The organism is Thermostilla marina (assembly GCF_054657455.1).
The window spans coordinates 2,957,175-2,972,944 of sequence record NZ_BAAHYR010000001.1 but is presented as its reverse complement, the minus strand read 5'-3'; the positions used below and the strand labels follow the sequence as shown (position 1 = coordinate 2,972,944).

Sequence of the window (15,770 nt, the reverse complement as noted above, 5' to 3'; positions counted from 1 at the left end):
CGGGGGCTGAAGGTTGAAGACCGAAGGCCGAAGGAGTTGACATGGCAACCAACTGGAAACTGGGCCGTGAGTGCACGCTCTCGATCGGCAGCAACGAACTGAAACTGGCCAAAGAGGTGACCGTCGAGCTGGGCGGCAGCGAAGCGGATGTGACCACCCGGGATAGCCAGGGGGTGAAGCGGACCGTGATGGCCCTGAAGGAGCTGACTATCTCGGGCACGGCCGTCTACTCGCCCGACGATGCGGCCGTGCAGGCGTTGATCACTGCCTACACGGGCGGCACGCCGCTGGACGTGACCATCTCCGACCCGACGCTGAGCTACACGGGCAAGTGGGCGGTTACGAGCCTCTCGCAAGGCCAGCCGCTGGAGGACGCTATCACGGTCGACTTTACGCTCAAACCGACGCTGGAGGCCACTACCGGAGTATGAGAACGTTTCAGGACAGCGCCGGCCGGACCTGGACGATCGCCGTGACCGTGGATGCGGTCAAGCGGGTCCGCGATCTGTTGAAAGAGGACCTGCTCGACATCGAGCGGACCTTTCCGCGGCTGTTGATCGACCCGATCCTGCTGTGCGACGTGGTCTACTGCATCTGCAAGCCGCAGGCGGACACTGAGAAAGTCACCGACGTGGACTTCGCCCGGGCCATGGCCGGGGAGAGAATCGCCCAGGCGAAGAAGGCGCTCGTCGAGGAGCTGGTGGATTTTTTCCCCGAGCCGGGCCAGCGGGAGACGCTCCGGCTGGCCATCGAGAAGTACGGCCAGTTGGCCGAACGGGTCAAGGAGCTGGTCAAGGCGCGGCTCGGCCGGCAGACGCTGCCAAAAGAGATCGAGGCGGCCCTGACGACCGTTGGCGACTCGTTTACCAGCTCGCCGGACTCGTCGGCGTCGACCCCGGACCGCTGACGGTGCGGGAACTCTGCTGGATGGCCGAGGGCCGCCAGCACGAACAGTGGAACCACACGTCCCACCTCTTGGCCATGCTCTACAACGCCTTTCGCGGCCACCGGCAGAGGGCGCTCGGCCCGGCGGACTTTCATCCGCTGGCGGAAAAACCCTCCCCTAAGGTGACCCTCAAGCAGCTTGTGGAGATGGGAGTCTTCAAGAAGACCGAAGGCCGCAGACTGTAGGATGTGTTGACTTGCCCCCCTCTCCTAACAGCCTACGGCCTTCAGCCTCCAGTCTGCAGCCTATCAACCATGCCGAACCCTTCTGGTATCCGAGCCGGCCAGGCGTTCGTTGAGCTGTTCGCCGACGATAGCCGCCTGGTCCGCGGGCTGAAGGCCGCCTCGAGACGGCTGCGGGCCTGGGGCCAGTCGGTCACGGCGATCGGCCGGCGGATGATGCTGGCCGGCACGGCCGTCCTCGGCGGTGCGTTGGCAGCGGCCAAGACGTTTGCCCGGATGGGCGACGTTGTGCAGAAGATGGCCAAGCGGACCGGCGTTTCAGCCGAGGCCCTCTCGGAGCTGAGCTTTGCCGCCGAGCAGTCGGGCACCGATCTTGCCAGCCTGGAAAACGGCCTGCGGCGGATGCAGCGGACGATTGGCGATGCTCTGCAGGGTCTCAGCACCGCCGAGGATGCGCTGGCCGTGTTGGCTCTGTCGGTTCAACAGCTCGTGGGCCTTGCGCCCGAGGAACAATTCAAACTCATCGCCGATCGAATCGCCCGGATCGAGGATCCTACGCTCAAAGCCGCCGCGGCCATGGAAGTGTTCGGTCGCTCGGGCACGATGCTCTTGCCGCTGATGGAACAGGGGGCCGCCGGGATCGAAGCCCTGCAGAAGCAGGCACGTGAGCTTGGGCTTACCATCACAAGCGAGGATGCCAACGCGGCCGCCGCCCTTACCGATGCCCTGAACATGCTTTGGCGCGTGGTCAAACAGGGCGTGTTCACCATCGGGGCGGCGCTCGCCCCGGCGATCAAGAGGTTCGCCGACTGGGCGACCGGCCTCATCAAATCGATCGGCCAGTGGGTTCGCCAAAATCGACAGTTGGTGCTCACCATTTTCAAGGTAGCTGCCGCAACCACTGGGGCCGGTGCGACGATCATGCTGCTCGGCGGGGTGCTCTCTGGACTCGGGTACGTCTTCGGAACGCTCGGAACCATTCTCACCGGTGTGGCTACGGCGCTGAAGCTGCTGGCTGTGGCCTTCGGCGCGATCCTTACGCCCGTGGGTCTCGTGGCCGCAGCGCTGGCTTCCTTGGGCGGATATCTGCTCTACGTCTCCGGGGCCGGTCAGCAGGCCCTGTCGTGGCTGGGCCAGCAGTTCGCCGCCCTACGGGATACGGCCCTGGCCGCCTGGCGGGGCATCTCCGACGCCCTGGCCGCCGGCGATATCGGGTTGGCCGCTCGGATTCTGTGGCTGACGCTCAAGATGGAGTGGCAGAAGGGCATCGCGTGGCTTACGGACAAGTGGATCGGCTTCAAAGAGGCCTTCATGGCCGTGGCCACCGAGGCCGTCTATGGCACGGCCAAGATTCTCACCTCGGCCTGGGCCGGGATGCAAACCGCTTGGGTCGAGACGGTGGCCTTCATGTCCAAGGCCTGGACCACCTTCACCCATCACCTGGTCACCGGCTGGCGCACGGCCCAGAACTGGATCGCCAAGAAGTTCGTGCAGCTCATGGCCATGTTCGACGAGAGCGTCGACGCGGAGGCCGCCATGCGGATTCTGGACGAGGATTTCGCCCGGGAACAGCGCCGGCGAGATCGGGCCACCCAGCAGCAACTCCGCGACATCGAGGCTACCCGGCAGGCCAAACGCCAGGCGATCGACCAGGAAGAGCGCGGCACGCTCGAAGCCCTCGAAGAGGAGCGCCAACGCCGGCACGTCGAGCGCCGACGGCAGTACGATGCGGACCTCAAGGCAGCCGAACGCGCGGTGGCCGAGGCCAAGCGCCAGTGGCAAGAGGCCCTGGACGAGGCGGCCCGCAAACGGGCGGAGATCAAAGAGACCGCCGGCCCGGAGCGGGTGAAGGGCGTCGGCGACCTGGAAGGGTTTGATTTTGAGGGGCTGGTGCGGCCTTCCGTCAGCGTGACCGGCACCTTCAACCCCTTGGCCGCGGGCGGCCTTGGCACCGGTGGTCCCCTGGAACGCGCCGCCCGGGCAGGCGAGGAGACGGCCAAGAATACCAAGAAGCTGGTTCAACAGGCCCAGCAGGGCAGCCTGGTATTCGCCTGAGGCGGAAGGCTGAAGCCCGAAGGCTGAAGCCCGAAGGCTGAAGACTGAAGGCTGAAGGCTGAAGACTGAAGGCGCAAGGCTGAAGGCGCAAGGCTGAAGGCGCAAGGCGCGGGGCTCACGTACGCAGTGAGCGAATCAGGCCGTTGAGAACTTTGGACGTTTCCAGAGCCAATGATTCTAAGGGTTCGTACTGCTCTGCCTGAAAATAGCCCAGGCGGAACGCTACCGACGCCTGATAGATGAGCTCGCGAGATGATCCATATGCAATGTCGAGGAATCGCAGATAGTCCGCTTCGGAACTCCGAGCGCACCCTTCAACGATGTTGGAAGCGATGGATACGGCACAACGTCGCATTTGATTGGTCAGACCGAACTGCTCGTGGCCGGGAAAGCCCCGCGTGGCCCTGTAAACAAGGAGCACGAGTCGGTCGGCGAGCTGAAACGCCTTCAGTTTCGTGTGATCCCGCATCCCCACCTCCTTCAGCCTACGGCCTTCAGCCTTCAGCCTAATGATAACCGTCCACGAAAAATGGGAAAGCCGCCAGTCGACCGAGGGGGAAAGCCCTTCGATCGACCTTATCTATATTGTCCGGGGCACGGACGACGACCTGGCGGCCAAGGCGGCCCTGGCAGCCGCCGCGCCGGTGCTTTACGACGGCCTGATCCGCCAATCGCTCCACATCGAGCGCCTGGCCGAGGACATCTGGGAAGGCTCGGTCCGCTACGGCGAGCTTCAACCGCCCGAGACCGGTGATTCCACGTACCAGTTCGACACGGGCGGCGGCACGCAGCACATCACCCAGAGCCTCCAGACGGTCGGCCGCTACGCCCCGCCGGGCAAAATCGCCCCGGATTTCCAAGGGGCCATCGGCGTCACCCACGACAACGTCGAAGGCGTCGATATCACCGTTCCCGTCTACAACTTCTCCGAGACGCACTACATCGCCTCGGACCTGGTCACAGGTGCCTACAAGGCCACGCTCTTTTTCCTGACGGGCAAGGTCAACAACGCTCAGTTTCGGGGCTTCGCCGCCGGCGAGGTGCTCTTCTTGGGTGCTTCGGGCTCGAAGCGCGGCCAAGACGACTGGGAGATCACCTTCCGTTTCGCCGCCAGCCCCAACCTGACCGGGCTTCAGGTCGGCAGCATCACGGGCATCAGCAAGAAGGGTTGGGAATATCTCTGGGTCCGCTATGCCGACGACGAGGATGCCGCGGCCAAGGTGCTGGTCAAAAAACCGATCGCCGCCTACGTCGAGCGGGTCTACGAGTACGGGGATTTCTCGGGCCTGGGGATCGGGACGTGATTGGACGCTTGATCAAGAGGTTGTGGTCGCTGATGGGCAATCGCTTCAAGAAGGTGCGCTCCGGGCAGAAGCTGGAAATCCCGGCCGAGGCCTTCAACACGTTCATCGACACGGCCCTGGACTTCAAGGCCCGGCAGCGAAGCCAGGGGCAATCCTGCGATCCGCGCTATCCCAGCAGCACGATCATCAAGGTCCGCAACCAGACGGGTGCGGACCGCGAACGGTTCGACGTCTTGGGCCTGGATGAGCCGATCATCCACCCGCTGGAGAACCTCCAGGCCTTCAAGAACGAGCCGGCCTGCCACGGGGTCGTGCCCGAGAAACCGCGGCACTCCGGCCGGTTCGCCGTGCTCTTGGAGCCGGTCGCCGCCGACGAAATCGCCCACTACGCCTGCGTAAGCGGGGTCACGGTCGCCCGGGTCAACGTCACGCACGAGTGGCACACGCGGGCCGATATCGCCGAAGGCAGTTGCGGCTACCTGGAAAGCTGCGACACCGAGGGCGGAGCGGTCATTCTCTGGAAGCAGCCCGGCCTGGGGGTAAAGTGGGCGGTGGTCAAGATCGGCGTGCCCGACGAGGAAGACTTCTGGGCCCGGCTCACCGCGGCCGAGCAACTCGGCCCCAATCGCTGGCGATACCAGTTCGTCGAGGTCGTCCACAGCGACATGGCGGAAGGCTACGGCTCTTGGGTGGCCAAGCCGAGCGGCCGCACAGGCTATGCCTACAACTCGGTCGAAGACCCCAACGACGGCGAAGGGCTCGAAGGCAATGGGGTGGACCTCAACTACCTGGAAGAGTGCTGCCGCCGGGCCAACCAGCAGTGCTGCGATGGCCAGTGGCCCTCGTCCAGCGGAAGCGACGGCGCGTCCTGCTGCCGGCTGTTGCCTGCCGGCCTCGGGGCCATCGTGCGGATGAAAGAGGTCCGCTTCGGCAGCCAGGCCGAGGCCCGGGTGGAGTACTGGTTCCAATACGAGAACGAGTACGACTGCTGCCTGCCCACCAGCAGTTCGAGTTCGTCGAGCAGCTCATCTTCATCCAGCAGCTCTTCGTCCTCGTCGAGCAGCAGTTCCTCATCCTCCGGCAGCAGTTCCTCGTCTTCGAGCAGTTCGTCCAGCAGTTGCTCATCGTCCAGCAGTTCGTCAGGCCCATCGAGCAGCTCCAGCAGCGGATCATCCGGGTCGAGCTCCGGAAGCTCCAGCAGCGGCTCCAGCGGCAGCAGCTCGTCCGGCAGTTCCGGTTCGTCTGGCGGTTCCGGCGAGTGCCAATGCGTCACGGTCATCACGGGCGTCTCCGTGGACGAAAACGGCTGCCTGGTCGTCACCGCCCGGGAAATCTGCATGCCGGTGGACTGTCCTGTGGGCGATGAATACACCTACACAGTCTGCCCGCCCTCCTCAAGCAGTTCCTCCAGCGGCAGCTCCAGTTCGTCTTCGTCGAGCGGTTCTTCTGGGTCTTCGTCCAGCAGCGGTTCGTCCAGTTCTTCCTCCGGCAGTTCGTCGGGCTCCTCATCCAGCTCGTCATCTGGGAGCAGTTCCTCCAGCGGCGCCTCGTCGAGTTCATCGTCCTCTTCGTCGAACAGCTCCTCCAGCAGTTCATCGAGCGGCAACTCGTCGAGTTCGAGCAGTTCATCCGGCAGCTCCTCGGGGAGCAGTTCGTCTTCGTCGTCCAGCGGTTCGTCGAGTTCTTCAGGCAGCTCGTCATCCAGCAGCAGCTCATCGTCCTCGGGCGTTTCTTCCAGCAGCTCCTCCGGAAGTTCGTCAAGCAGCTCGGCGTCTGGCAGCTCGTCAAGCTTGTCGTCAAGCGGTGGCCCTTCCAGCAGCGGGTCTTCGTCGAGTGGCCTTAGCAGTTCTTCCAGTTCCAGCGGCTCGTCAAGTGGTCCGTCGTCTCCCAGCAGTTCGTCCGGCCCAGTTTCGTCGAGCGGCTCCGGCCCGCCGTCGAGTTCATCGTCCAGCGGTTCATCCGGCCTTGCCAGTTCGAGCAGCTCGTCGAGTTCGTCCGGGTCGCCCTCCAGCAGCAGTTCTTCCAGCTCCAGCGGGGCTTCCAGCAGCAGCGGCCAGAGCAACTCATCGTCGTCCGGCCCCGAGAGCAGTTCTTCCGGCGGCAGCCCGTCGTCCTCGAGCAGTTCCGGCGCCGGTCCGTCCAGCTCCAGCGGGTCGTCAAGCAGCCCCGGCGCATCTTCGTCAAGCGACTCAGGCTCCTCGTCAAGTGGTTCGTCTCCACCGCCGCCACCTCCACCCCCGCCGGGCAGTTCGTCCAGCAGCAGCGCGCCGAGTTCGTCGTCGAGCAGTTCGTCTTCGTCAGGCTCGCCCAGCAGTTCGTCCGGTTCGTCCGGCGATTCAAGCAGCAGTTTCTCCGGCGGCGGAACGCCCAGCTCGTCGTCCGGCGGCAGTCCAGCAAGCAGCAGTGGCGAGGAGTCCAGTAGTTGATGATGAGCATGGCAGCGCGGCTCGTTCGATACGGCGGTGCGGTAAAACGATGGATCGCTGCCGGCCGGCCGGTGCGAAGCGAGGAGCGCGTACGAGAGATCTTCGACACGCTCTGCCGCCCTTGCGAGCACTTCGACGCAGGGCGGCAAACTTGCCGGTTGTGTGGCTGCCGCGTGCGGCCTGGCGGCTCGGCCTTGGCCAACAAGATCAAGATGGCCACCGAGCGTTGCCCTTTGAGGCCGCCCAAGTGGATCGAGGAGGTCAAGTAAGGCATGGAGATCTTCGTCCTCGGTTACCCCGGCTCGCTGGGCGGGGCCAACACGGAATGCTGGCATACGGTGAAACTCTGGCGAAAGGCCGGCTGGCAAGTCCACCTGATTCCCACCTGGGGCCGCGACGAGCGTTGGAAAAAGCGGCTGGACGCCATTGGGGCCGTGACCCATCACGTGCCAACGGCCGAGCTGGAGAAGGTGCCCGGGCTGGCCGGCTCGGTCGTGGTGGCCATGTGCAACGGGAATCTCTGGGGCGTCTACGGCCGGCTCCGCAAACTGGGCTGCCGCGTGGTGTGGGTCAACTGCATGACCTTCATGTTTCCCGACGAGCGGCGCGCCGCCCAGGATCATGGCCCGGCCGATGCCTACGTCTTCCAAAGCCAGTTCCAGCGCTCGATGCTCGAGCCGGAGCTACAGAAGCTCGGCTACCGGCCCGAGCAAGGCCACCTGATTCGCGGGGCGTTCGACCTGGCCGAGTTCCCCTTTAGTCCCCGCCGGCACCTGCCCAACACGGAGTTCGTCGTGGGCCGCCTGGCCCGGCCCGACCTGGACAAGTGGTCGAGCAACACGTGGCCCATCTATGGGGCCATCCCCTACACGCACCGCAAGGCCCTGGTGATGGGCTGGAACGACAGGCTGGAAAAGAAGCTGGGCAAACCGCCCGCCTGGGCCACGTGCCTCAAGCCCCAGGAAATCCCCACGCAAGAGTTCCTCGGCCGCTGCCACGCGCTTGTTTGCATCAACGGCGGTGCCCGGGAGAACTGGCCACGCGTGGGCCTGGAGGCGATGGCCGCCGGCGTGCCCATCGTCACTCAGAACCAGTGGGGCTGGCGGGAGATGGTCCGTCACGGGGTGACCGGCTACCTGTGCGATAACGACCAGGAGCTGGCCTACTACACGGCCCACCTGGCCTACGACGAACGCCGTCGGCTCACCATGGCCGAGGCCGCCCGGGCACACGTCGAGCGCCTGGCTGACCCGGAAACCATCCTGGCCGGCTGGCAGCGGCTTTTCGATTCCCTGGGCACTGCATGGAGCAAGGCTGCATGATCGGCATCGCCATTGCTGCGGTTGGAATCAAGCCCGAGATCGTACGTCGCTGCTACCAGTCGCTGGCCGACGCCCGGATCACTGTGCCGTATCGCGTCCATGTGCAAACGGCCTGCGAAGGCCAATTCAGCCGCTCGGCCGCCCGCAATCAGGCCATCCTGGCCCTGCTGCCCTACTGTGACAAGATCATCTGCCTTGACGTGGACTGCCTGGTTCCGCCGGGCCTTGTCGAACACGCGGCCGAGAACATCCGCGATGGGCAAGCCGTGTGGACTCTGGTGCGCAGGATACCCGCCTTCGACGGCCAATATCGCTGGGACGAGTGGAAAGCTATCAGACCCTGGCCCTGGGGTACCGGGGCCTTTGTGGGCATGACTACTGCCGATTGGCTCCTCGTGGGGGGCTGGGACGAGCGGATCACCACCTGGGGCAGCGAAGATGATGTGCTGGCCCTTCGCCGCCAGGAGCATGGCATCCAGACACTCAGGGTGACCGATTGGCCGCTGGTGCACGTGGACCACGAGTATCGTGGCCGGAATCTCCAGCACGCCAAAGAGAACCGCCAGATCGGCGCCGCCCCACCGCCGGAAAATTACCTAGCCGGCCGGCGGCCGGTGGACAGCCGCAGCCATGTGCTCTATCTCTGGCCCACGGGGCTGTGCCAGGCATCCTGCCCCCAGTGCAGCCAGCAGCACCTGATGGCCCGAGCCCGAGCCTATCAGATGACTCCCGATGAAATCGGCCAGCTCATCGAGGCAACCCGGCGTTCCGGCTATCCCCCGTTTCGCCAAATCATCGTCGCCGGCGGCGAATCCTTCTTGTGGGCCCATCTCGCCCAGGGCTTGCACATGCTGCGAGAAGCCCGGCTCGGGCCGATCGAGGTTTATACCAATGCCCTGGCCCTCTCGAAGATCGAGCGGGCGATCGAGCTCATCGACACCCTGCGGATTTCGCTCTACGACTGGAACCGGCGGCAGGTGGAAGCGCTCCGCCGGATGCATGGGGCCAAGTGCCGGGTGGTGGACTGCCGCCGGCACTGGCGCTTGCCCACCGCCCCTTACGGCGAGGAAACGCTGCCCGCCGACTGCGTGGGCCCGGGATATTTGCTCTACGAGGGCTACCTCTACCCTTGCTGCAACTCGCCGGCGGTGCCGTTGGGCCTGGGGACACCGCCTGATGAAATACCGCGGTGCCGCGTGCAGCCGGGTTTCGCCGAGCTATTGGCTCGATGGCGCGACTCGATGGCCCCGTTCTGTCGGGCCTGCGTGGGCAATCGCAAGCTGCGGCCTTGGTTGGAGGTTTTGCCGGCATGAAGATCGCCTGCCTGTGCCCGACGTTCAATCGGCCCGCCCAGTTGGCCGAGGCGGTGGAATCCTTCTTGCGGCAGTCCTATCCTGCCGAGCTTCGGGAACTCATTCTTCTGGATGATGCCGGCCAATATGCTCCCGAAGCCTGCGATCACTTGCCGGGCGTGAAGCTCGTGACGACACCGCACCGCTTCCGCACGCTGGGCGAGAAGCGCAACGCCTGCGCTGCGTTGGCTTCGCCCGATGTGGAGGCCTACGCCGTGTGGGACGACGATGACATCTATCTTCCTTGGCACTTGGAGGCGATGGCCGCTGTCTTTCGCGCGGGCCACCCTTGGTCCCTGCCGGCCGAAGTCTGGATCGACCGCCGCACCTACTTGGAACGCAAGCAAAGCGGCGGCCTGTTCCACGGCTCCTGGGGCTTTACTCGGGATGCGTTCCTATCCGTCGGCGGCTACCCGGCCATGCAAAGCGGCCAAGACCAGGCCCTGGCCGCCCGCTTCAAACACGCCGGCATTCGGGCCGCTTCGCCAAGCCAGGTCCTCTCCCACGAGCCGCTCAGCCTCCCTGCCTGCCCGCCCGCGGGCGCAGGCAGGTCTTCGTGCCCCGTGCTCCAGGCTCCCTGCTCATTGCCCAGCTACATCTACCGCTGGCACACCTATCCCGGCGCCCGGCACATCTCGGCCCTGGGCCAGGACGGCTACCAGCGCCGCGGCCAGGAGGCGATCGAACTCGTGACTCAGGTCATCCCCGCTTGGTCTCGCGATTGGTGCATCATGCCGCTTGGTTAAACACGGCGGTCAAGGCCTCGCACCCCACAGGCCGTCCCTTGTCGCCGAGGCTCTCGCCGGCCCACAACATCGCCCCCAAGCCCTCGGTGAAGCACGCCACAGGCCTTGCACGTCACGGCGGCTTACCCTCTTGTTGATCAGGGAAATGTAAGGTGAAGCTCGCCACCCGCGGCCGCTCCATCCCCGCATCCTCCCAACCGAACGCATAGCTGCCGATGTGCCAGAGCCGCACGGTCGTATCGGCCATGATCCGGAACCCGCACTCTCTGGCCCGCTGGCAGAACGCATAGTCCTCGGCCAGATACCAATGCCCATCCTCATAGCTGTGGTGCGTCGGCTCGAAAAACGGCACCATCGCCGAGCCGAACCGCTCGTTGCACACCGGCAGCCGCAACTTGAGCTGCATCCGCTCGTACACCCGCCGGTGCACCAGCATGAACCCGGTCGCCCCAAAGAGCAGTTCCACTAGTCCGCCACCTTCGCCGAAGACCATCCGCTGCGTGCCCGGCAGGATGTGGCAGGCCAGCGCCCGCTTGCCCTTCTGCGGATAGATGCCGCAGACGATCGGCAGCCGGTGCGACCGCAACCGCTCCACGGCATCGGGATGGAAGTCGATGTCGGCGTCGATCCACATCGTCTCCTCGAAGCCCGCCCGAAGGGCGTCGGTCGCCATCTGGTTCCGGCCCTGGTCGATGGCCGCATAGCCCCCCACGCGCCACACTGCATACCCCCGCCGCTCCAGCTCCTTCAAGGCCCGCTCGCAGTGCGGCAGGATCTGCCCGGCAAACGGCACCAGGATCACACACCGCCTCGGGTCCGCGGGATGCCAGCCAGAGCGCGCAAAAGCCCCCCGCCCCGGCCGGTTGGGCACCTTGTTCACCCGCAGGCCCGCTGCCACCACCTGCCGCTCGGGCGGAATGCCCGCAAACGCCAAAAGCTCCCGCAGCCCCCCCTCCGTATTCAAGGCCCAGTCTGTATCGAATACCCGCACGTGCTCTGGATACCGTGCAACAAGCTCCTCCACCCTGGCATAATACTCATCCCAGTAGCGGCGAATGCCTGCCTCGCGATCCTGGATGTCGTATTGGGGAAAGATGCGGGTCCACACGGGGTCGTGGTACCAGCCACCCGCCGGCTCCTCGGCCCAGTGATTGGTGGGCACCGGCTGCACCCGATCCAGCCACTGGCAAAAGCTGCGCACTACCTCCTCCCGCGGCCGCTTCAGACATACGATGCGAATCGCCGGCTCTAGGGCAATGGCATCTTCCACGTAAGGAAGATAAAACGACGCCACGTCGCCGACGATCTCCCCCCGCCGAGAGCGACGCCACCGGGCAAACCGCTCGCGGATCACGTCCCACCCCGCCTCCCGCCGCCAGGGCAAAAGCGGCGGGTCCTCGTGCGAAACCGTCACGCCAGGCTGGCGGCTCAAGAGCTGGGCCAGCGATAGCGTCCCGCACCGACCACTCCCCATGCCCAAAACAATTCGCTGCTGCATGAACTGTTTTGCTAAGTACGCCGACATCCCAGCCCGCGTTCCCAACCCCGGTGACCTGCCGACTCCGCTAACGATTGGTTACGCCGTCCTCCAGGCCTGTGACGTGGTTCGTGGACGAAGTATTCACCGCGCCGTCCCCTTGGCCCTGCCAGGTCTTGGTCCACTCGTACTGGTAATTGTACTCATCGTAGGTGGCGTTCGGGTGCGCAACCCTGCTTGCGACGTCATAGCCTTAATGCCGTGCCTATTACACGCTCTCACTTAAAACCTGATATATTAACTTCCCCAGGCGGCCGGAAAAACCGAACGACAATTGTGCGCAGAATACGCTGCGGGTCGATTTCTGCGCAGGGTATGAGCTCGCCCTGGAGACGATTCATGCCAACGCGAATGGTCAAACCTTCGTGCGTAACGATTGAAAGGCTTCGGTCCCAGTCATAGGTTATGTCTCCAATTGAGAAATCGCCTGTTCGCATAGATCCCGTTTCAAATCTATACTCGACGGATCTCACTGCGTGAAAAAGGAGCTTCCATCGCCGAAATGGCGTTGTTCGCCGCCAAAACAAGAGACCGAGCTTTTTATACCGTGAAAGCCTCTTGTCTGGTAGCAAAAGGATCGCCTCGAACAAACCTTGTGTCTCATCGTGTGTCACCCAATCCAGTGGTAGAACCGCATCGAGCAGATACTCCCTCGCCGCAAGCAAGGAACCCGCGTCGCGAATTCGCGTCACAATCGCGTCCTCGGAAGACATACTTGCCGATCGCTCACGAAACTCATTCCCACGGCCAATGGTGCCACCCCAGTGGCGGCGAATCAATGTGCGGAACCTTGGCACCGCCGGGTTTGATGGCGTGGTAATCGAACCGGATCAAAGGTGGTTTTCCGGCGGCCCGGATCTGGAAGATACCGCCACTCCCCATGCGCCCGCCAACCGATGCTCCCTCTACTAAAAAGGTTGTCCCCGTCGCGGCTTCGTACACTGCTACACCGCCCGCCGCGGCGTCGGCCACACCGGCCGCTGCGAGCGAAACCTGCGAACCCAAAAGCACCTTGTCTCGCACCCGCAACTCCCCTTCGGAAGCCCGGATCGCGCTCGCAGCCTCCCAGTTGAACCTCTGGCCCAGCGCCTGTTCGATCATCGCACGCTCCTCGGCCGTGAACTGGTCGAGCCGCGTGTGCATGGTGCCGAAGGTCTGGTTCAATTGGCGAACAATCTTGATCTCTTGGTCAACCGCGTCGCTCCAGTCGATCCCCCAACTGAACCATGTGAACGGGTTCCACCAGCGCCATTCGGGCAGTTTTCGCTCCCCTTCGCCCGCTCCATCCGATTCGCCACTCCCCCTGACCTCAGCCGCTTGTGCCCTCCCAGGGGCCTGCTTGGTCGAAGTGGAAGTAAACCGCGGATTGCTTTTGTCCTTCGCAGCGTCAGACTGCTCCTTCCTATAGTCCCCCGCCAGAGGCAGGAACTCACGAGCCGCCGCGCCGCTGTCTATGCTTATTGCCGCTTGATTGGGAGTGCTGACAGCACCCTGCCCAAACAGCAGTTCCTCGTCGCTGTAGGCGAAGGGGAACATGCCGCCGCTGGAGCCCGGGCTGCCGTCGCCTGACGAAAAAGCATCGCCGAGGTAGGCGAAGTATTCTTCTGGGCTACCGCCACTGGAATAGCCGCCGGAGGCCGTCGCGTAGTAGGCCCCCTCGTAGAAGCCGGGATACGGGACGGTCGTGTCGTAGAAGTTGTTCCACGGGCCGGAGGACGAGTCCCCTTCGGTCTGGGTCCCTTCCCCTTCCGGGTAGGTGTGCGTCCACCAATAGCCTGCCGTGCCGTCCTCCAGGCCTGTGACGTGGTTCGTGGACGAAGTATTCACCGCGCCGTCCCCTCGGCCCTGCCAGGTCTTGGTCCACTGGTACTGGTGATTGTAGTCGTCGTAGGTGGCGTTCTGGTAGCTGCCGCCGCTGGCCCAGGTCTCCGGGCCGATCCACCAGTGGTCCTCCCACTCGGAGTCGTAGAACGAATCGGCCGCCCCGCCGGCCGTGGCCGAACGGCCACCCACACTGCTGGAACGTCTCGAGAATCTTGATATCAAGCCCGGCCTCCCCGAGCTAACGCACGGACTCGTGTGGCTGGGATAAACCGGGCGCGCCTACTTGGTCTGCCCTTCCTCCTTCTCCAACTCGTCCAGCCATCGCTGCTCCTCCCGCGCTTTCTCGATACTCTCGATGCGCTTCCAAAACAGGTCCACTTGGTCAGCCTCGTGTTCAATCATCGCTTGCAATGCGCCCTTGGTCTTCACGACAAACTCCGGCCCCAGCGCCAGAACAGCTCCAAAATCTGGTTCGGGTGCGAAAACATTGCACACCCAGTCACTCAGTATGGAGGTATCTACAACATCGAATAAGATACTTGGATGAAACGAAGGATATCCAAGATCGTCGACGTACTGGAGAAAAATCAGTCCATCTACGCAGTAGATTGCATGTACTTCATATTCCTTACCTCCCGTTATGAACCGCTGCCTGCAATACGGCTCAATCTCTGGAGGAATCACCAGTTGGTCCGGAAACTTGGCACGCACACGCATGAGTCCTAGCTCCTATCGTGCTCCTCGTATGATGATTTTCGCGTCGTCCACGGCGCCTGTGATCGTGTTATAGAGATAGTGCACCTCGATCGGCTCGCCTCCGGGCTTGATGAACTGCGTCATTTTGACCCAACCTTCACTCGCTGGCCAGCGCGGGTCGGTCATTTCGATGCTCCCGATGATCTTGCCCGCCTTCGGGTTCGCCAACGCCTGTTCGATGGCAAGCTGCTCTCGGAGGGTCTCGGCAAGCTTGCTTCCCTTGGCCAGGTTTGCTGTCGACCCGCGGCCGAGCTGCTGCACCCGTCCCGCAGCCCGGGCCTCGGCCGCCATCCCAACGATCTCGCCCCCGGCGATGTAGACCGCGTCGGCAATGCGATCTCGCCCAAACTGCTTGATTTGCGATTCGGCCCTGGCTGCCGCTTCCCACTGCGAAACACCCTGCGTGAGAGACGGAATGTCGCCCGCCCGCATAATGCGGTTGGGATCTCGGGCCTGCCGTGCAACTTCCAGCTCCTTCGCCCGATCGAGTGCATCGTAGTAACCGGTGTAATAGTTGATGGGTACCCGAAGGATGGGATAAGACCACGGGTTCAGCCACAACCAGCCGCTACTGTTCCACCAGTTGCCGTCTTCCTCCTGTGAGCCATCTTCCGCTTCGCCCATGAGGACCGCGCCGCCTGAACCGTCCCCCGGCAGAGAACCCGCTGAGGGGGTTTCACGAAAAGCCTGCCCGGTTGCCACTGGGCGGGACGTGGCCACGCCGGAAACGGGTGGCCACGGAGCCCACTCTCGCAGCGCATCGGGCCGAGCGCGTTGGGCGTCCCCACCCCGATCCACCCGCCCGGCAAGCGCCATGGCGTATTGCGTACCGCCTTGCCCCTGGGTGGAGAGCAGGTCCTCCTCGCTGTACGCAAACGGGAACATCCCGCCGCCGGAGCCGGGGGTGCCGCCGCCTGAGGAAAAGGCGTCGCCGAGGTAGGCGAAATACTCTTCCCGGCCGCCGCCGTAGTCCAGCCCGTAGTAGGCCGCCCCGTAGAAGCCGGGATAGCCGACCGTGGTGTCGTAGGAGCGATTCCAGGGGACGGAGGACGAGTCCTCGTCGGTCTGCGTCCCTTCCCCGACCGGGTACGTGTGCTCCCACCAATAGCTCGCCCGGCCGTTCTCCAGGCCGGTGACGTGGTTCGTGGCCGACTCGTTCACGTCGGGCTCCCCTTGGCCCTGCCAGGTTTTGGTCCACTGGTACTGGTAATTGTAGTCATGGTAGGTGCCGTTCTGCCAGCTCCCGCCGCTAGCGCAGGTCTCAGGCTCGATCCGCCAGTGGGCCTCCCACTCGGAATCGTAGAACGAGTCGGCCCGGCC

Annotated in this window: 16 protein-coding genes; 8 read left to right on the top strand and 8 right to left on the bottom strand. The window is 64.0% G+C overall.

Annotated features, from left to right (window positions below; translation table 11 throughout):
• Positions 1-41: 41 nt before the first annotated feature.
• The 4 genes from ACYQ2I_RS10805 to ACYQ2I_RS10790 all read left to right on the top strand — a co-directional run bounded on the left by ACYQ2I_RS10805 (position 42) and on the right by ACYQ2I_RS10790 (position 3,183).
• Positions 42-431 (top strand): phage tail tube protein, encoded by a 390-nt coding sequence (locus tag ACYQ2I_RS10805; protein ID WP_460167025.1) that lies wholly within the window; start codon positions 42-44, stop codon positions 429-431.
• Complete coding sequence (locus ACYQ2I_RS10800; protein ID WP_460167024.1) at positions 428-907, top strand: hypothetical protein; 480 nt, start codon at positions 428-430, stop codon at positions 905-907. The genes ACYQ2I_RS10805 and ACYQ2I_RS10800 overlap by 4 nt, the downstream gene beginning before the upstream one ends.
• A gap of 20 nt (positions 908-927) precedes the next feature.
• The gene (locus ACYQ2I_RS10795; protein WP_460167023.1) at positions 928-1,131 is read left to right on the top strand and encodes a hypothetical protein; all 204 of its coding nucleotides are present in this window, start codon (positions 928-930) and stop codon (positions 1,129-1,131) included.
• Positions 1,132-1,200: 69 nt separating this feature from the next.
• Positions 1,201-3,183, top strand: a complete 1,983-nt coding sequence (locus ACYQ2I_RS10790; RefSeq protein WP_460167022.1) for a phage tail tape measure protein — start codon at positions 1,201-1,203, stop codon at positions 3,181-3,183.
• Positions 3,184-3,298: 115 nt separating this feature from the next.
• On the opposite strand, the gene ACYQ2I_RS10785 is transcribed toward ACYQ2I_RS10790, so the two are convergent.
• On the bottom strand, positions 3,299-3,652 hold the full coding sequence (locus tag ACYQ2I_RS10785; protein ID WP_460167021.1) for a four helix bundle protein: 354 nt from the start codon (positions 3,650-3,652) through the stop codon (positions 3,299-3,301).
• Between the two features lie 40 nt (positions 3,653-3,692).
• Between ACYQ2I_RS10785 and ACYQ2I_RS10780 the strand changes: the two genes are divergently transcribed.
• Positions 3,693-4,487 carry a hypothetical protein gene (locus tag ACYQ2I_RS10780; protein WP_460167020.1) on the top strand — a complete coding sequence of 265 codons (795 nt, stop codon included), beginning with the start codon at positions 3,693-3,695 and terminating at the stop codon, positions 4,485-4,487.
• Here the strand turns inward: ACYQ2I_RS10780 and ACYQ2I_RS10775 are convergent.
• The 3 genes from ACYQ2I_RS10775 to ACYQ2I_RS10765 all read right to left on the bottom strand — a co-directional run bounded on the left by ACYQ2I_RS10775 (position 4,445) and on the right by ACYQ2I_RS10765 (position 7,062).
• Complete coding sequence (locus tag ACYQ2I_RS10775; RefSeq protein WP_460167019.1) at positions 4,445-5,146, bottom strand: hypothetical protein; 702 nt, start codon at positions 5,144-5,146, stop codon at positions 4,445-4,447. The two genes, ACYQ2I_RS10780 and ACYQ2I_RS10775, sit on opposite strands and share 43 nt — an antisense overlap.
• 125 nt (positions 5,147-5,271) lie before the next feature.
• Positions 5,272-5,769, bottom strand: a complete 498-nt coding sequence (locus tag ACYQ2I_RS10770) for a hypothetical protein (RefSeq protein WP_460167018.1) — start codon at positions 5,767-5,769, stop codon at positions 5,272-5,274.
• A gap of 90 nt (positions 5,770-5,859) precedes the next feature.
• On the bottom strand, positions 5,860-7,062 hold the full coding sequence (locus tag ACYQ2I_RS10765; protein ID WP_460167017.1) for a hypothetical protein: 1,203 nt from the start codon (positions 7,060-7,062) through the stop codon (positions 5,860-5,862).
• Positions 7,063-7,185: 123 nt separating this feature from the next.
• On the opposite strand from ACYQ2I_RS10765, the gene ACYQ2I_RS10760 reads away from it, so the two are divergent.
• The 3 genes from ACYQ2I_RS10760 to ACYQ2I_RS10750 are packed head-to-tail and all read left to right on the top strand — an operon-like array spanning position 7,186 to position 10,333.
• Positions 7,186-8,235, top strand: coding sequence for a glycosyltransferase family 4 protein (locus ACYQ2I_RS10760; RefSeq protein WP_460167016.1), 1,050 nt, complete (start codon positions 7,186-7,188; stop codon positions 8,233-8,235).
• A complete protein-coding gene (locus ACYQ2I_RS10755; RefSeq protein WP_460167015.1) occupies positions 8,232-9,548 on the top strand; it encodes a radical SAM protein in 1,317 nt (438 codons plus the stop codon). The genes ACYQ2I_RS10760 and ACYQ2I_RS10755 overlap by 4 nt, the downstream gene beginning before the upstream one ends.
• On the top strand, positions 9,545-10,333 hold the full coding sequence (locus ACYQ2I_RS10750; RefSeq protein WP_460167014.1) for a glycosyltransferase family 2 protein: 789 nt from the start codon (positions 9,545-9,547) through the stop codon (positions 10,331-10,333). Before ACYQ2I_RS10755 ends, ACYQ2I_RS10750 begins: the two co-directional genes overlap by 4 nt.
• Before the next feature lie 112 nt (positions 10,334-10,445).
• Here the strand turns inward: ACYQ2I_RS10750 and ACYQ2I_RS10745 are convergent, their stop codons facing one another.
• From ACYQ2I_RS10745 to ACYQ2I_RS10730, 4 genes are all read right to left on the bottom strand, one after another.
• Positions 10,446-11,831, bottom strand: a complete 1,386-nt coding sequence (locus tag ACYQ2I_RS10745; protein WP_460167013.1) for a sulfotransferase — start codon at positions 11,829-11,831, stop codon at positions 10,446-10,448.
• 774 nt (positions 11,832-12,605) lie between these two features.
• Positions 12,606-13,883, bottom strand: coding sequence for a hypothetical protein (locus ACYQ2I_RS10740; RefSeq protein ID WP_460167012.1), 1,278 nt, complete (start codon positions 13,881-13,883; stop codon positions 12,606-12,608).
• 90 nt (positions 13,884-13,973) lie between these two features.
• Positions 13,974-14,411: a hypothetical protein gene (locus tag ACYQ2I_RS10735; protein WP_460167011.1), complete on the bottom strand. Its 438-nt coding sequence runs from the start codon at positions 14,409-14,411 to the stop codon at positions 13,974-13,976.
• A gap of 12 nt (positions 14,412-14,423) precedes the next feature.
• The gene (locus ACYQ2I_RS10730) at positions 14,424-15,611 is read right to left on the bottom strand and encodes a hypothetical protein (protein WP_460167010.1); all 1,188 of its coding nucleotides are present in this window, start codon (positions 15,609-15,611) and stop codon (positions 14,424-14,426) included.
• Positions 15,612-15,770 lie beyond the last annotated feature (159 nt).